This is a genomic window from Methanothermobacter wolfeii (assembly GCF_025397995.1).
GTDB lineage: Archaea > Methanobacteriota > Methanobacteria > Methanobacteriales > Methanothermobacteraceae > Methanothermobacter > Methanothermobacter wolfei.
In genome coordinates, this window is record NZ_CP104550.1 from 1,520,841 (window position 1) to 1,537,184 (window position 16,344).

The 16,344-nt window shown below is 50.6% G+C and carries 21 protein-coding genes; 4 read left to right on the plus strand and 17 right to left on the minus strand.

Going from position 1 to position 16,344, the window contains the following annotated elements:
- Positions 1–19: 19 nt before the first annotated feature.
- The 12 genes from N5910_RS08340 to N5910_RS08395 all read right to left on the minus strand — a co-directional run bounded on the left by N5910_RS08340 (position 20) and on the right by N5910_RS08395 (position 9,100).
- Positions 20–604: a hypothetical protein gene (locus N5910_RS08340; RefSeq protein ID WP_074359481.1), complete on the minus strand. Its 585-nt coding sequence runs from the start codon at positions 602–604 to the stop codon at positions 20–22.
- 136 nt (positions 605–740) lie between these two features.
- Complete coding sequence (pheA, locus tag N5910_RS08345; protein ID WP_074359482.1) at positions 741–1,556, minus strand: prephenate dehydratase; 816 nt, start codon at positions 1,554–1,556, stop codon at positions 741–743.
- Entirely contained in the window at positions 1,556–2,686 is a 1,131-nt protein-coding gene (locus tag N5910_RS08350; RefSeq protein WP_261599560.1) for an RNA ligase, read from the minus strand. The genes pheA and N5910_RS08350 overlap by 1 nt, the downstream gene beginning before the upstream one ends.
- Positions 2,687–2,722: 36 nt before the next feature.
- Positions 2,723–3,544 carry a CBS domain-containing protein gene (locus N5910_RS08355; protein WP_074359484.1) on the minus strand — a complete coding sequence of 274 codons (822 nt, stop codon included), beginning with the start codon at positions 3,542–3,544 and terminating at the stop codon, positions 2,723–2,725.
- Between the two features lie 10 nt (positions 3,545–3,554).
- Positions 3,555–4,391 (minus strand): CBS domain-containing protein, encoded by an 837-nt coding sequence (locus N5910_RS08360; protein ID WP_074359485.1) that lies wholly within the window; start codon positions 4,389–4,391, stop codon positions 3,555–3,557.
- A 13-nt stretch (positions 4,392–4,404) separates the two neighbouring features.
- Complete coding sequence (locus N5910_RS08365) at positions 4,405–5,346, minus strand: CBS domain-containing protein (protein WP_074359486.1); 942 nt, start codon at positions 5,344–5,346, stop codon at positions 4,405–4,407.
- A gap of 120 nt (positions 5,347–5,466) precedes the next feature.
- Positions 5,467–6,285, minus strand: a complete 819-nt coding sequence (locus tag N5910_RS08370) for a CBS domain-containing protein (protein ID WP_074359487.1) — start codon at positions 6,283–6,285, stop codon at positions 5,467–5,469.
- Positions 6,278–6,841, minus strand: a complete 564-nt coding sequence (locus N5910_RS08375) for a CBS domain-containing protein (RefSeq protein WP_074359488.1) — start codon at positions 6,839–6,841, stop codon at positions 6,278–6,280. Before N5910_RS08375 ends, N5910_RS08370 begins: the two co-directional genes overlap by 8 nt.
- Positions 6,842–6,853: 12 nt before the next feature.
- Complete coding sequence (locus tag N5910_RS08380; RefSeq protein WP_074359489.1) at positions 6,854–7,588, minus strand: 7-carboxy-7-deazaguanine synthase QueE; 735 nt, start codon at positions 7,586–7,588, stop codon at positions 6,854–6,856.
- A gap of 8 nt (positions 7,589–7,596) precedes the next feature.
- A complete protein-coding gene (locus N5910_RS08385) occupies positions 7,597–8,073 on the minus strand; it encodes a 6-carboxytetrahydropterin synthase (RefSeq protein WP_074359824.1) in 477 nt (158 codons plus the stop codon).
- A gap of 53 nt (positions 8,074–8,126) precedes the next feature.
- Positions 8,127–8,693 carry a DUF366 family protein gene (locus N5910_RS08390; protein WP_191216214.1) on the minus strand — a complete coding sequence of 189 codons (567 nt, stop codon included), beginning with the start codon at positions 8,691–8,693 and terminating at the stop codon, positions 8,127–8,129.
- A 50-nt stretch (positions 8,694–8,743) separates the two neighbouring features.
- The gene (locus N5910_RS08395; RefSeq protein ID WP_238337897.1) at positions 8,744–9,100 is read right to left on the minus strand and encodes a PPC domain-containing DNA-binding protein; all 357 of its coding nucleotides are present in this window, start codon (positions 9,098–9,100) and stop codon (positions 8,744–8,746) included.
- Between the two features lie 48 nt (positions 9,101–9,148).
- On the opposite strand from N5910_RS08395, the gene N5910_RS08400 reads away from it, so the two are divergent.
- From N5910_RS08400 to N5910_RS08415, 4 genes are all read left to right on the plus strand, one after another.
- The gene (locus tag N5910_RS08400; protein ID WP_074359492.1) at positions 9,149–10,168 is read left to right on the plus strand and encodes a DNA polymerase subunit beta; all 1,020 of its coding nucleotides are present in this window, start codon (positions 9,149–9,151) and stop codon (positions 10,166–10,168) included.
- Positions 10,169–10,214: 46 nt separating this feature from the next.
- Positions 10,215–11,486: a homoserine dehydrogenase gene (locus N5910_RS08405; RefSeq protein WP_191216215.1), complete on the plus strand. Its 1,272-nt coding sequence runs from the start codon at positions 10,215–10,217 to the stop codon at positions 11,484–11,486.
- Between the two features lie 48 nt (positions 11,487–11,534).
- Entirely contained in the window at positions 11,535–12,302 is a 768-nt protein-coding gene (locus N5910_RS08410) for a CRISPR-associated protein Cas4 (RefSeq protein ID WP_074359494.1), read from the plus strand.
- Positions 12,303–12,461: 159 nt separating this feature from the next.
- Positions 12,462–12,731 carry a hypothetical protein gene (locus N5910_RS08415; RefSeq protein ID WP_074359495.1) on the plus strand — a complete coding sequence of 90 codons (270 nt, stop codon included), beginning with the start codon at positions 12,462–12,464 and terminating at the stop codon, positions 12,729–12,731.
- 50 nt (positions 12,732–12,781) lie between these two features.
- Here N5910_RS08415 and N5910_RS08420 read toward each other — a convergent pair whose 3' ends face one another.
- The 5 genes from N5910_RS08420 to N5910_RS08440 form a co-directional block, all read right to left on the minus strand.
- Complete coding sequence (locus tag N5910_RS08420; RefSeq protein WP_191216613.1) at positions 12,782–13,438, minus strand: DUF5612 domain-containing protein; 657 nt, start codon at positions 13,436–13,438, stop codon at positions 12,782–12,784.
- A gap of 5 nt (positions 13,439–13,443) precedes the next feature.
- Positions 13,444–13,698 carry an energy-converting hydrogenase B subunit P gene (locus tag N5910_RS08425; protein WP_074359496.1) on the minus strand — a complete coding sequence of 85 codons (255 nt, stop codon included), beginning with the start codon at positions 13,696–13,698 and terminating at the stop codon, positions 13,444–13,446.
- 13 nt (positions 13,699–13,711) lie between these two features.
- Complete coding sequence (locus N5910_RS08430) at positions 13,712–14,701, minus strand: respiratory chain complex I subunit 1 family protein (protein ID WP_261599561.1); 990 nt, start codon at positions 14,699–14,701, stop codon at positions 13,712–13,714.
- A gap of 8 nt (positions 14,702–14,709) precedes the next feature.
- Entirely contained in the window at positions 14,710–15,828 is a 1,119-nt protein-coding gene (locus N5910_RS08435; RefSeq protein WP_074359498.1) for a hydrogenase large subunit, read from the minus strand.
- A gap of 64 nt (positions 15,829–15,892) precedes the next feature.
- Entirely contained in the window at positions 15,893–16,339 is a 447-nt protein-coding gene (locus tag N5910_RS08440; RefSeq protein WP_261599562.1) for an NADH-quinone oxidoreductase subunit B family protein, read from the minus strand.
- Positions 16,340–16,344: the final 5 nt, after the last annotated feature.

Genomic DNA, 16,344 nt, shown 5'->3' on the forward strand with positions numbered 1-16,344 from the left:
TTAAAGCCTCACATGACCATTATGTTGAATTACCCGGCGTGTTCTGATCCCCTGGTCCCTGCTGGTTTTCCGGTGGCCTTGATGGCTGTGCCGGCGTTGATGGGGTCTCGTTGATGGTGGGTGCAGATGTCTGGTTCACGATCCTTGTGGTGTTCTTCAGTGTATTGTTAAAGGATGGGAATGCGCTTTCATTCACGGTTACCGTCCCTGTTGCAGGGGTTTCTGTTTTAGGATTCATGAAGTAAAGGCCGAAGCCTGTGCCGAAGAAGAAGGCCAGGACAAGTATTATGGTGCCTATGAGTGAGAGGTTTATCCCTGGCTTTTTTCGGGTCTCCCCTGAGCTGATATACTTTTTCATGAGCTCCCTCTTCTCGGTCTCGTCCTTCTTTCTTCTGGACTCCTCCACCCAGTGGTCGAGTGGTTTTTCAGGGGATTTCTGGCCCTGAAGTTTCCTTATATTCTCCACCGCCTCCAGGGTTTCAAGTTCCTCCGTGTACCTCTCCTTGAGGGAACTGTATTCCTCCCTTGAAATTCTGCCCTCTTCAAGGTCCCTTTCAATCCTTTTAAGTTGTCTCAGGAGCATCCTCTTATCTGGGTTAATCATTACCATCTCCTGAACATGTTTGATGAACAATTAATCGGTGTTCTAATATTCGCCGTGGAGGTATATATATCTTTTAACCTGCGATCCCCCTGAACCCCGGCAGTCTTTATGGAGTGAAAAATCAGTTTATCAGGGCTCAGATTTTGTATTCAGGATAAGAGCCGAGTATTTTCATGAAAGGGGTCTTCTGGCTTATCTTTGAGAGTATCCCTGCCACTGTTTCATCCTTCCTGTGACCCTCAAAGTCTATGAAGAATATGTACCTTCCAAGGCCCAGCTTGGATGGCCTTGACTCTATCTTTGTGAGGTTGATTCCGGCCTCTGCAAAGAACCCAAGGACCTCGTAGAGGCCCCCCGGCCTGTCCTCTGCAAGGGAGAATACTATTGATGTCTTATCCTGTCCCGTGGGTTCATGGTCCTCAGCTGCAAGTACTATGAACCTTGTGAAGTTTGGGTCATGGTCCTGTATGTTCACTGCAAGGACCTCGAGGCCATAGAGTTCCGCGGCCCTCCTGGTTCCTATGGCTGCAAGTTCCTGCCTGCCCCTGATCATCATGGCGGCAGCGGCGGTGCTGGGTGTTGAGTGGGTGATGAGCCCTGCCTCCTCAATGAATCTCCGGCACTGTGCCAGGGACTGGGGGTGTGAGTAGACCTCCCTGATATCCTCCATCCTGGCGCCCCTGTTAACCAGGAGGTTGTGCCTGACCCTTATTATGATCTCCCCCTTTATGCAGAGGTCGTATTCACCTGCAAGGAGATCGAGTGTAACCCCAACAGGGCCTTCGATTGAGTTTTCAATGGGGACCACTCCCATATCCACCCTGCCGGAGTCAACAGCCCTCAGGACCTCCAGGATGGAGTCGCAGGCCACGAGCCTGTCCCCGACCTCCAGGGCGGCCTCCTCGGTGAATGTCCCCCTGGGTCCGAGGTAGGCTATGGTTTCCCCCGGCATCAGTACAGGCCCCCCTCAAGGTAATTGGTTATCCTGTCGGTTGTTGACTGGTAGAACCTCCTTATGGTTGCCTTACCGTCCCTGTAGTCTGCAATGGTTGCTGAGACACCAAGGCGTGATAGGTGCCTGAGGAATTCCTCGGCCCTTTCCCTGTCCTCAACGTCTATAACCGTGTCCTCACAGGCTGGTTCGCCCTCAGCTATGCTCTTTATCCTCTTCAGCATGGGGTATATTATGGCCTCTCCGAGGCGGTGGGCCCTTTCAAGGGTCTCCTCGTCGGATTCGTCCAGTTCATATGCCTGGAACCCTTCACGTATAACCCTGCTGAAGAAGAATGGCCTTCCAAAGTCGAAGGGGTAGTTGAAGGCGTATGCTATCTCCCGTGCATGGGCCTGGGATGATGTGTACTTCAGTGGGGGTAGCTTCATTTCAGGGTCCTTCATGACAACCCCCTCCCTTCCATCGGCACCCAGCATCCTTATTATCTCCGCCACCCTCCCTGGGGCCTCCTCCACCGGGAAAATGCCGAAGAGTCTGACCGCCGGGAGTTCATAGGATTCAAGGATCCTTCTCTTATCCATTACCGGTAGGGGTGTGTTGGTGTTTTTCTCCCGGATGTCAAAGACCCTGAATCCCAGGGGGCCCACCTCAGGGTAGTCATGTGAGACGTAGGGGTTGTCCCTGCCGATCATCTCCCCGCATATTACAAGGTCCCCATGATCCCTGAAGAATTCCTGGAGGTCCATGAGCTCCTTGGCCTTCTCTGTGGTGAATGGGCACACATGGCCTCCCCTTGTAAGTGCAAGGATCCTCCCTGAAACAGAGGCTATCCGCACATTGTAGCCGTTCATCTTCTCCTCCACGGCAACGCTTTCAGTGAAGTGTTTCTCGATGGCCGGTGAAAGGAGCAGCGTCCTCCTTATCTTTGGAAAGCCCCGTATAACCTCTGGTTCCCCCGTGAGGTAGGCTACGGTTCCCGCTTCAAGGTCCATTACTTGCTTCTTAAAGAAGAGGGCCCTTAAGCCCCCTGATTCAAGGAGCCGGCTGCTGCCCTTCTTAAATGATGTTTCAAGTCTTTCGGCCGGGACCCCTGTCTTCTCTGAGATCCTCTCGAATGGTATGTCCTTCATTAGCTTCACTCAAGTTATTAAAAAATAGAATGGGGGTTAGAAGACGCCCTCTATCTCAACTATGAGATCCAGGAGGTCCGTCTTTGTTATTATGCCTGCCAGTTCACCTTCAGCTGTTACAGGGAATCCCCCGTACCCCTTTTCCAGGATCATTGAGGCTATGTCTGTGACAGGGGTTTCGGCGTCTACCGTCTCCACGTTCTGCTTCATCACATCCCCAACAAGGAGGTTCCTTATCCTTGAGGGTTTGTGTCTGTCCGGGACAAGCTTCCTGAAGTTTATCACCGCCCGGGTCATGTCACTGGCTGTCAGTATACCTGCAAGTTCCTGGTTATCCATCACCGGCAGTCTTCCAATGCCCGCGTCGATCATCATCCTCCTTGCATGGACGAGCCTCTCATCAGGGGTTACCGTGATCATCTCCGTGCTCATAACATCCCCTGCAGTGTATTTATCGTAGGCCTTCCCCCGGCATACATCGAGGAGGTCTGACTTGGTGACGATTCCCAGGAGTTCATCATCATCCACAACCGGGAGGCTTCCAATGTTATTTTCAAGCATGATGCTTGCCGCGCTTCCCGCGTCCATGTCTGGATCTGCAGTTAAAAGATCGGGGGTCATGACCGTTGAGACATGGAAGTGGGAGGGTGCCATGTTACCGTACCTTGATGAGCCGAGTTTCATTGCTATGTCCTTCTCTGTAACTATGCCCACCATTTCCTTTTCATGGTCACTGTTGGTGTTTATGACTATGAGCCTTGAAACATCCCTTTTACCCATGAGGCGAAGGGCGTCGCATACGTTCTGGTCCTTGTCGATGCAGACAGGATCCGTGGACATGAGGTTTTTAATTATCATTCTACCACCCCTACTGGATTCCGCTTATTATATCCGTCTTGGTGATTATCCCCACCAGTTCATCGTCCTCAACCACAGGCAGCCCGCTTATATTGTTCTCAAGCATGATTGAGGCCGCCTCTGAGGCGTCGGCAGAGGGGTCCACCGTTATAACATCCTCTGTCATTATGTCACCTGCGGTCAGCATGGATATCGTTCTGACCTTCCTTTTATCCTCTGAGGTTTTTCTTATGAAGTAAACCTTCTCAACGGGTATTCCCTTCTCAGGATCCTCGAATGTTGCAAATGAAAGGTTCTCAGAGGTTATTATCCCTGCAACACCACCATCCCTGGTTACAACAACCCTTGAGATGTCGTTTTCCTCCATGATGCCTATGACATGGGAGATGGTGTGGTTCTCTGTTACCGTTTTAACATCACCTGTCATGAGGTCCCTGACCTTCCATCTGCCGGCGCATCTGTCCTTGAAGAACCTTAGAAGGTCCTTCTTGGTTATTATGCCTGCAAGTTCATCCCCGTCCATTACCAGGAGTGAACCCACCCTGTTTTTCAGCATGAGGTCTGCGGCGTCACGGGGCGTGTCATTTACATCAATGCTGATGGGGTTCTCGTTCATGACCCTCCTTATTGATATTTTATCTATCGGCCTTCTCCTCCATGCCGGTCCCCTGACCTTCAGTTTCCTTGTTATGTCTGTTTCCGTCACGATGCCCACGGGTTTCCCGTCAGGGTCCACCACCACAACCCTGCTTATCCCGTTCCTGAGCATCAGGTTCCTTGCATATGCAACCTGCTGTGTGTCCTCCATGACCACCGGGTCCTCGCTCATTATACTCCTGATGTCCATGTTTCCACCTCCATCATCCTGCTATTGCCCTCAGTAAATCGCTTTCTGTTATCATTCCTGTCAGGTTTCCGTAGTCAACGACGGGGAGTCCCCCGATGCCATGCTTCTCCATGATCTCGCAGACCCTTCCCAGGGGTGTGGTGGATGTGACCGTGCAGACCTCTGTCTCCATTATTTCATTTACGGGTGTTGCGAGGACCTCATTTGCACTGTTGGTCTTCATGCTGTTGAAGGCCCTGTTTTCACCCAGGAATTCCAGGATGTCAGTTGATGTCACCATGCCCACAAGTTTATCCTCCTCTGGGTGTGGTGTTTTCCTTTCCTCACCTATAACCGGGATCCTCCTGAGCCTGTTCCTCACCATTATCTTTGAGGCGCCCTCTATTGGTGTTCCTGGGGTTGTTTTGATAACCCTTGATGTCATGTGGTCCTCTGTGAGTTCGTCGTTGAAAACTCCTGCCATGAGGAGTACGAAGTCCCTCTCAGATACTATACCTGTGATTTTCTCATCATGGTCAACAACAGGCAGGGCCCCTACGCTGTTTTCAAGCATGAGGCTCACCGCATCTGATATTGAGTCCTTGCTGGTTACGTAGAGGACTTCCCTTGTCATGATGCTCTTAACGGGTTCGTTGACCGCCGCCAGGAAGTTATCATCATACTTGTCCTCAAGGATTCTGAACTTATCTCCCCCACCTAAAAAGTCCAGGATATCCATGGCCGTTACGATTCCCTGGAGCTTCCCTGTCCCTGGGTTGGTTATGGGAAGCCTCCTGAATTTGTTCTTAACCATTATCTCTGCTGCTTCCTTAATGGTGGCTGTCTGGGGTACTGAGACCACTTCCTTTCTGGCGATTGCCATGACATCGCCTTCGTGGTCGAAGTTTCTGCTTTCGAATTCAACGGGACCACGGTCCCTAGACTTTACCAGGTTTATGGTGTCTTTTTTTCTCATTCACACACCTCTCTGGGAGATATACTTACATGAGTAAGTATCGTTATTACATATCATTCTATTCATCATAAAAATTAATTTCTGGATGATGGGGCTTTCAGGTCTCATGAAGGCACCGGTTCACTTGATGTATGCCTGCAGGACGTCCTCCCTGGAAACTATCCCTGCAAGGCGGCCTTCCTTAACCATGTCAGGGTCGGACTTGACAAAAACAGGGTCCTCCACAACCGGAATCCTGCCTATGTCCCTCTCCACCATTAGAAAAGCAGCCCTTTCAGTGGACTCGTCGGGTGTTATGGCAACCGTGGGTGTCTTCATTATCTTCTCAACGGCCACAGACTTCACATCACCGGATTCCCTGCCTATCCTTGCATGACCATACCTTATGAGGTCCTTCCTTGTTATGATGCCTATCAGTTTACCATCCTTCATTACAGGAAGCCCTGAGAATCCGGATTCATCCATCCTGTCCCAGACCGCTGATAGTGGATCGCTGTGTTCGCAGGTTACGGTTCTGGTGGTCATTATATTCTCAACAGGGTTCCTCTTTGGTTCATAGCCATTATCAAGGAACCCTGAGATTATGTCTATGACACTCACTATCCCCACAAGTTTCATGTTATCGGTGGACTCAACCACAGGTGCCTGTATCTCACCCGCCCTGAGGATATCCTCTCCAGCCTTCATTATATCCATTTCAGGCGTCAGGATAACCCTTGGTTTCTCCATTATCCCCCGTGCCTCAATATTGGACTTGGTTGCGGTGATGTTCAGGACATCACCCCTTGTTATAAGACCCCTGAGTTTATCTCCCTCAACTACAGGGACGCATCTGAAGTCTTCGTCCCTTAAAATAGATCTTACTCTGGTGGCAGCAGTTTCAAGTGAGACTGAGACGGGATTTAACGTCATCACGTCTTTTACAAACAAATTATTCACCCTCTAAGTCCTCTTTACACTCCTCACATACGTATTTACCATCATACTCCTCAAGGTACTCCTCATAGTTGCCGCAGACCTCACACACACCAGGAACCGAAGGGCCGTCCTCAGATATCTGAGCCCTGTTCTCCTCCATCCTCGCGTTTTCCACAAGGATATCCGTGAGTTCCGGCGCCACTATCATCACATCAGAGGATGTCAGTATACCTACAAGGGCACCGTCCTTCACAACAGGGAGTCTCCTTATGCTGTTCTTGGCCATCAGCCTTGCTGCTTCGCTGAGTTCCCTTTCAGGTTCTATGCTTATCAGGTTCCTGCTCATTACCTCGCCGATTTTAACTTCACTGGCCCTTAAATCCTTGGAAACCACCTTCCTTATGATGTCGCTCTCTGTTATGAGTCCTTCAGGTTCTGAGTTGCTCTTCACGATGATGCTCCCGACCTTTCTCTCTGTCATTATTGCTGCTGCTTCTGCAACGCTGATGCCAGGGTCGGCTGTTATGACATTCGATGTCATGGCATCATGGACTGTAACCTTTGTTTCCATCTCCATATGTAAAACCTCCTATCTAAGGCCCAGGGCCCTGTGCATCTGGGGTATCACATACACATCCATATACTTTCCGGCTTCCTGAGACATTTCCAGCAGGCGAGGAGTGTTTCCTGCCCATCCTCCAGGGGAACTGCATGGCTGTATGACCATTGAAAGTTTTTCTGGTTCATCAACGTCTTCACGGAGCCTTTTAGCCAGATTCCCTATGTAATCCGCCCTGGTGGTGGGCATCACAACCACCTTACAGTATGTATTTGCACCTTTTGATATTAATATGTTTACGACTTGAATCTCCCGGTCAATGATGTCACGGGACCAGGATATATCGGATTTAGTACTATCTCCACGGGTATCTTCTGAAAAATGTTCAGGTGTTTTTATATCCACCGAGGCGTGGTCAAAGAGGTGTGCTATCCTCCGGGCATTCTCTGGCAGAGAACCGTTCGTCTCAAGCAGAGCACTGTAGGGGGATCCGTCAAGAAATTCCTCTATAAATTCCGGGTAAAGCAGTGGTTCGCCTCCGGTGATGCTTAATGAGTGAAAGTCAGGAGTTATAAGGCCTTTCACGGTCTCGTGGAGTTCTTCAACTGAAACCCTTTCTCCGCTGGAGGCGTCCCTGCTCTCGGGCGTGTCGCAGTAGTTGCAGCTGAGGTTGCAGCCGGCGAACCTTACGAATATCTGCCTCCTTCCCATGAGCAGGCCCTCACCCTGTATGCTGCTGAATACCTCCATGATGGGTGCCTTCATCTATACCCTCACCTTGAAATAGTGTAAAGGGCTCCCTGGCCTATACCCTCATTCACACAGACCTCCACGGAGGATATTTCATATTTTTCACTGAGCCTCCTGAAGAGGGCTGATGCAAAGTACCTTGAGAGCTCCTCTGCAGATGTGGATTCAAGTTCAAGGAGGCAGCAGTCCTCGGAGGGTATGCTGTACCTCTTACCTGCAATTTCAAATTTAACGTCCCTGTCGGTTGATGCAAAGTTTATAAGTGGACTTTTAAGGGGTATCAGTAATTTATGGTCGAGTTTCTTACACATCTCCCTCACTATACCCTTAACATCCTTGAAGTCAGCCACGAAGCCGTGCTTCCCTGACCTCTTTCCCTCAACCTTCACATCAACTATGTAGGAATGGCCGTGTATGCAGCCACATGACTCATGTTCGGGTATCATGTGGGCTGCCGAAAACCTTAAATTGGCGTGTATACCGTTTATAACGATCTTCATCATATCACATCAGATTAATCCATAACGATCCTCATGAGATCAGTTCACCCTAATCAGAAAACCCTTGTCTTGCAGATGTCCTCCTCAATGGAATCAAGCTCATGGATGTATGCCATTGCAACGTTCTCAGCTATCCTTACAACGCCGTCCATTCCAAGCTCAGGTTTCTCATCAAGGAGTCCCACGGTTTCAACATCATCGGGCGTCCCCTCACGGTGGAGGTTAACGCCAAGGTGTATCTTCATGCTGGATATGGATGCCGTGGCAATTGAGACCGTGAGCTTTGATGATCCTATGTAGAGGTCGTCGCCATCCCTCCTTGTATCAAAGCCCTCCCTTGAGAGTTCCTCCTTCAGGAGCATCACGAGTATCCTCTGCCTGTGGTATGCAAGCCTCAGGCTTGATGGCTGCTCATCGAAGTGCTCGACGATGAAGTGCAGGGCCTCCCCGGCCTTTATTTCAAGGTCAAGGTCCTCATAGTCAACTATATCCCTCACATCCATCGGACCGATCCATGTTATTATACTCGAGCCCTTTATACCCAGTTCACTCAGTGCCCAGACAGGCTCTATCTGACTCCCATCATAGAGGAGTGGCTCCTCAAGGTGTTCATATATCATCAAATCACCATTTCCTATCTCTGATTATGATCATATATAGATCTACCATTTCAGTCAAGTACCATAAGCTCCCTGTATCCTGTCCTCCGGTCCCTTACCCTGAGCATCTTACCCTGATATGGTATCATGGCCACCTCAGCTGTTGTCCTCACCCTGCAGTCCCCCATGAGGTGGCCTCCTGTCATCCTCCCCCGGGAGTCTGCAACTGCGATGTGTAGGTGGACGCCGTAGCCTGTTACCGTCCCCTGGAGTGAGACCATCTCAAGGGGGCCCCTGACCATCACTTTACTCTCATCCGCCGTCCTTATCCTGGCTCCATGGAGGCTTCCAATGCCTGATACGATGGCGCCCTCATGGGGGAGCGCCACCAGTTCCTCCATCAGATCCTTTCCTGGTTCAATTCTCATCAGAATCATATGAAAAGATTTATAATTCCACCCAACATTTATTTATCTATGAGATCCCGAATCCGTGACTTCATACATACCATGGATGATCTTTTCTTTGCGGTGACATCCTACCTCCATCCAGATGACAGGATCATCTCATTTTTACGGTACATACCCGATGAAGAGGGTGAAAGATCACTGGACTCATCAAGATACTCAAAGGTGAACTCTGAGGGAGCCTACAGGTTCCTTGGGGAGCACCACCCAGGGTACCTGCACCACTACCATGAACTCGGTGTTCTCATGATGGGCGTGCCCCGGGACCTTGTGGAAAGGATACTCCGACCGGACGCCCGGCTACGTGAGATAATGGAAGATGCCTCCGATCCTCTGCTTTTAAAGGTCATTAAGATCGCAGACGCCCTCCATGACCATGCAGGGATCCCCTACAGGAGTATGGGTGTTTCAGGGTCCATCCTCCCCGGACTCCACGACCCTGAAAACTCTGACATCGACTTTGTGGTTTACGGGCTTAAGAACCACAGACGGGCCCTTGATGCCTTCGGAGAACTCAGGGAGAGTCAGGAGGGGCCATTGAAGGGCCTTGATGAATCATTCTGGATGAGGGTCTACAGGAAGCGGATAGTTGATGAAACCCTCAGCTTCAGGGAATTCTGCTGGTATGAGATGCGGAAGAACAACAGGGGGACCGTTGACGGCACCCTCTTTGACATACTTGCAGCAAGGGAGTGGGATGAGATAGGTGGTTCATGGGCAGATACAAAATATGAACCCTGCGGTAGGATCACGGTTGAATGCACGGTCAGTGACGCCCTTGAAGCCTTTGATAACCCTGCAAGGTACCTTGTGGAAGACGTGAGGGTCCTTGAGGGACCCGGAGTTGAAATCACTGAGGTTGTCTCATTCACACACACCTACGCTGGCCAGGCAAGGGAGGGTGAGAGGATCCTGGCCAGGGGCAAACTTGAAAGGTTCACAGGAAGGAATGATGGCTACCGGGTGGTTGTCGGCACCAGCCGTGAGGCTGAGGATGAGTTCATAAAACTGAAGGAACTCAAAATATAAAAATATTAATACTTATGATGTGATTATGTAATATGGAGGTTTTAGTGTGAAGGTGGGACTTATAGGATTTGGAACCATAGGCGCCGGTGTGGTGGAGATATTTAACAGGAACCAGGAACTCATCAACAGGAAGACCGGGAGAAAGGTTGAACTCAAAAGGGTAGTTGACCTTGACATTGAAACACCCCGGGGGGTGGAGATAGACCCTGAAAAACTCTCAACCGATGCTGATGATATACTCGAGGATCCTGATATAGACATCGTCATAGAACTCATAGGCGGATACGAGCCTGCCCGCAGCTTCATCCTGAGGGCCATCGAGAATGGTAAGCATGTGGTAACCGCCAACAAGGCCCTCCTTGCCAGGCACTGGGATGAGATAATGTCAGCGGCCAGTGAGAAGGGGGTGAGGGTTGCATTTGAGGCCAGTGTGGGTGGAGGCATACCCGTCCTCAAGGCACTCAACGAATCCCTTGCAGCCAACAGGATACAGTCGATTTACGGGATAATCAACGGTACAGCCAACTACATCCTCACAGGGATGGCCTCTGAGGGATGTGAATTTGAGGAGGTTCTGAGGGAAGCCCAGCGGCTGGGGTACGCTGAAAGGGACCCCACATTTGATATTGAGGGTCATGACACGGCACAGAAACTGATAATACTGACCCTCCTGGGCTTTGGAGTCTACGTACCTGAAGAGAAACTCCATGTCATGGGTATAAGCAATATAAAGAGGCATGACATTGAATACGCCCTTGAAGAACTCAACCATACCGTCAGGCTGCTTGCAGCCGCCCGGCTTGAGGATGGGGAACTGGAACTCTGGGTTATGCCCGCCCTTGTACCTGCAGACCACCTCCTCTCATCCGTTACAGGAGTTTATAATGGAATATACATTGAGGGGGACTTCACAGGACCCGTGATGTTCTATGGTAAGGGCGCCGGGAGGAGGGCCACTGCAAGTGCCGTTGTTGCTGACTGCATGGACATAGTGATAAACCCTGAGAAGAGGATACCCATGGGTCCTGGGTTTGAAGCCGTTAAATCAGTGAGGGAGTTCTCAAGAACCACTTCAAGATACTACATCCGGCTTGAAGCGGTTGACAGGCCAGGGGTCCTCCATGAAATGGCAGGTGCCTTCAGCAGGCATGGTATAAGCATTGAATCGGTGACCCAGAGGGGTGCCGTTGAGGGTGAAACGGTCCCCATATACATTGTAACCCACAGTACCATGGAGGGGGACCTCCAGAGGGCCCTCTCCGAAATCATGGAGATGGAATGGGTGATGGGTGAACCTCTGAGCCTCAGGATACTCTAATTTTTTTTTAGGCGTGTGTAATAAATTAATAATTATTGTGGTGAAAAGATGGCTGTATCCGTCTCATGCATCTCTGAATTCATGTTCTGTCCGATGAAGCTGTACCTCACCGAGTTCCTTGGCATAAGGAGCCCCTTCAACCATGAAGCCATGGCCATAAGGGACGCCTACCTTGACTTCAGACTGGCTGCAGAGTCCCGTGCAAGGAAGCTCCAGCCAGGGACGGATCCAGGGGAGGTTGAGGGCCTCCTTATGGGGGACCTTGAAAGGATACTTAATGGCCTTGAGGGAGGGGTCAGGGAGAAGGTGATGGATACCATGAAGTTTCAGGTGAGATCAGCGGCCCTCAGGATAACAGGTGCCATGGAGTTGATGGGGGCCCCTGGGGAGAGGGTTGCCAGGAGGATATTCCCGCCATTCATAAGGGACTACACCATCCATGATCCCTCCCTGGAGCTCTATGGTCGTGTGAACATGGAGATAATCGACGGCCACCATTACCCTGTGAAGATTAAGGGTGTGCTGCCCCCTGCAGGTGGTGCCTGGCCATCTGACAGCCTCGAGCTCACGGCCCAGGCCCTCCTGGTTGAAAGGGAATTCGAAACCGAGAGCCTGGTATCCTTCATAGACTACATACCCCTGGCAGAAAGACGCACGGTTGTAACGGATTACCGGAGAAGGGAGTGCCTCTTCGATGTCCTTGATGAGATAAGGAAGATAATCGAGGATGGTGAGGTTCCCTCCGTGGATGTAAAGCCGTCCAGGTGTGAAAAATGCGGTCTCTCAGATGAATGCCTCGGGGAGGATCAGTCCTGAATGGGATAGTGAAGCACTGCACCTCCTCCGGGAAAAATCATGGAAGAACACAATCACGTGCCTTAAGGCCAATGAAGGAATAAAAACATCATCATCTGATGAAAAAATGAAAATATAAATATAAATAATGATTGGAACATAAATTAGAATGGTGATATGATGAAGGAGGAACTTCTTAAAAAATGTGAGAACCTTGACAGCCCGGATGTTATGAGCAGCTGCCGTGTTCTCCTTGAACTGGCCGCCCAGAAGAAGGAGGAGCTCGATAAGGAGGATCAGACATACCTTGAAATGGCAGAGAACCTCAAGCCATCAGACGTCTCAAAGGTCCTTGAGCTTGCCCTCAAGATAAGGGAAAGCGGGGATATAAAGGACACCGAACTCAAAAACGCTGCAAGTAAACTTATAAGGGCCATTGAGATGAGCTAGAACCCTATTTTTAATTTTTATTATCCCCTAAGGCCGGGATGCCTTTTTCATTAAAACCTTTTACCCCTCACCTTCTCAATGTCAAAGACAGCGGTATCGGCCACCGCCATAACACTCATAACCCCTGCCTGTATAGGGTCGGTTACAACAATGTCGGCGGCGCCGGTGACGCTTCCTGGCATGTTGAGGCTTATGACGATGATGTCATGCTCCCTCTTAACCCTTTCAACGGCTTCCGTGATGGCGCCACCCATGAGTGAACCTGCAAGGACCAGTGCAGCCACCCTGGGGAGCCTCCCCACCGCACTTACGGCCTCTGCAAGCTCCTTCTCACCCACGAGGGGGATGGTGTCGATGCTTATCCTCTCACCCCTTATGTTATGGCGGTCCGCCTCACTGATGGCTCCCATGGCAACCTGGGATACCTGCGCCCCTCCCCCTATTATGATTATCCTCTTACCGTATATCTTTTCAAGGGACCTGTGAATCCTCACATCAACAACGGTCCTGGAGGACCTTATCTCCTCAACCAGCCCATCAACATCATCTATATCCTCAAGTTCCATGTATATGGACCCGTAACCATCCCTCTCAACGTAAAGGTGGGCGTATGTGATGTTTATCCCCCTGGCTGCCAGCATACCCGTTATTTCACTGAGGACGCCTGGCCGTTCAAGGGTCCTTATGCTTATGGCGACCGAACTCATCATGATCACTTGTTACCGGACTCCAGGAGGGCCTTCTCCCTCCTCCAGAGGCGCAGGTAGTTATCATCTTCACCCACAGGGACTATTTTAAGTCCAAGGCTCCTGTGCTCCTCTATCCATTCCTCATTAAAGACAGGCACCTCTATCTTTATATGTTCATCGGTGGGGTTTACGACTATAAGGTTCCGGTAGGGGAATTCAAGTTCAACTATGTATCCTCCAAGGCTTATCATGTGGTGGGGTCTTATAACTATTTTCATCAGTATCACCTTCCTAGACAAACGCTACGAGCAGTGCCAGTACACCCAGAACCGATGCTGCGGCTGTCACCGGATAGAACTGTTTATATGTGAATACTGGTGCAAAGGCGCTGAATATGGCCATCAACACCGGGAAAAGTACCGCGACCGCTATGTTGATTAGTATATCCCAGTCCATTATGTTGGGTGGCACTCCAAGGAAGAGTGCTGAGAAGAGGCACCCCAGGGTGAACATGAGGAAACCCCTGGTTATATAGACAAAGGCCCTGTACTTTGCCGCGTACTCCATGTAGGGTCCCTCTATAACATCCGCCTTGGTCTTGAGGATTGCGAAGGGGTACTCGTTGAGGAGTATCATGTAACCTATGAAGAACACCACCGCACCGATGACGCCCGCCACTGAGAAAAGAACCGGTCCGTGGGTTGCCTGGTAGGCCACAATGTCCCTGAGGTATATGCTCCCTGCCATGACTGCGGGTACGAAGATTGCTATGTAGATGGGGAATGATCCGAAGGCTATCAGACGGAATGCCCTCATGGAACTCAGGTCCTCAAGGAAGTACCTCTGGACATCCGGGTGCTTGGCCCCCCTTGCAAGGTCAGGGAAGGGCATCCTCAGTGACATGACGGACCTTGACAGTGACCCCATGAAGACGTATATGACCTCCTCTATCTTGAGGAAACCCACAAATGCAACGAGGCTTGCAAGTCCCGCCAGGCTGTACATTGGGGGTATGAGGAACAGGAGTATCAGGAGGGCTGATATGAATCCTATGAGGGGGAGGGAGTTGTAGAGCCTTGGGAGTGGTGAGCATGGTTCTATGGTCTTCTTGTAGAAGAATTTAAGGGCTGCCATCAGTCCCGGGCTTGAGACCGGCGGCCCTATCCTCTGCTGTATCCTTGCATGTACGAATTTCCTTTCAATACCCGGGAACCATAGACTGACTATGAGGCCCAGGATGATCGTGCCTAAAACAGCTGAAAGAGAGTATAACGGTTCCATTCCATCACCTAAAGCCTTATTATCTCAATTGCCCTGTCAGTGCATGTGAAGCAGGGGTCGCACTGCACTATTCCCAGCTGGGCATCTGTGATGTGGTGTCCTATGCAGGCGTACTGCATGGCCCCTATATTTGACATTGAGGGTGTTCTGATTATGGAACTCCTGACGCGGCCATCCTCAATTGCATAGGAGTGGTAGAGTTTTCCCCTGGGAGCCTCCACATAGCTCTTCACAACACCTGTATCCTGCATCTCCCAGCTCCTGTCAGCAACCCTTCCATCTGGCAGGTCCCTTACAGCCTGCCTCAGGATCTTTATTGACTCGAAGATTTCAAGGACGCGCATCAGGAGGTTCGCCTTAACATCACCATCATCCTGTGTTATGATATCGAATTCGAAGGGGTCGTAGCACTCCATTTCACGTCTGAGATCAAATTCAACCCCTGTTGCCCTCAGGGTCGGGCCTGTTACATGTAACCTCAGGGCGTCCTTCCTGCTTATGGGGCAGACCCCTGTTATACGGGACATTATCATGGGGTCGGCTGTGAACCTCTCTGCGAATGCAGCTAGATTCTCCTCGATCTCATCAAGGCCCTCAAGTATCCCCTTTATCTTCATCTCGGTGAGGTCCGCCCTTGGCCTCACACCACCGATTATCGGGACGCCGTACTGGACCCTGTTGCCCCCTATGAGCCTTAAAAGCTCCATTACGGTCTCCCTTATATAGAAGAGTCTCATTGAGAATGTTTCATGGCCTAGGACCTCGTTTCCATGGGCCAGGTAGAGGAGGTGGCTGTGGATCCTCTCAAGTTCCCCCACGATGATCCTTATGTAGGATGCCCTTTCAGGTATGTCTATTTCAAGTCCCTTCTCAGCCACGAGGACTGAATTCCAGAGGTGCACCCCTGAACAGATGCCGCAGACCTTCTCCGTGAGGCTGTTGGCCTTCTCAACCGGCAGTCCTTCCATTATCCGTTCGATGCCCCTGTGGTTGACTCCAACCGTGATCTCCGCGTCCCTGACGATTTCATCCTCGACGAAGAGCCTCACACGGTAGGGTTCTATTGCAGCTGAGTGCACCGTCCCCATCGTTATTTCGGTTTCTATTATCTCCTGTTTTCTATCCATAAAAGCACCTTGATAAGCTTTATCAGATCATCTCCCTGTTTTTATCCCGGAAATCTACAGAATCTTATTTTGCTTCCAGAAGTTTTGGGAGTGCCGCCACCGCCCCTGCAAGGACGTCCTCGGGTCTGACAGCACAGCCCGGCACCCTGGCATCCACAGGGATGACCCTGTCAACGGGTCCTGCTATCTCCTCTGATAGTATGTCCCCGTGGATGTTCCTGTATACTCCGCCCATAAGGGCGCAGGCTCCTGCTGCTATAACGGCCTTCGGTTCTGGTATTGCATTGTATATCTCCTTGAGTGGTTCCTCGTTCTGTTTTGTCACCGGACCCGTGACTATCAGGACATCGGCCTCTCTGGGGTTCCAGGTGAGGAATATCTTGTACTGTTCAGCATCATATTTGGGGGATAGGACCGCGTTCACAATTTCTATGTCGCAGCCATTGCAGCCCCCGGTGTATACCAGCATTGCATGTACCGCCCTTGCCCTTGAATATGATTTGAGACCCATAAGAA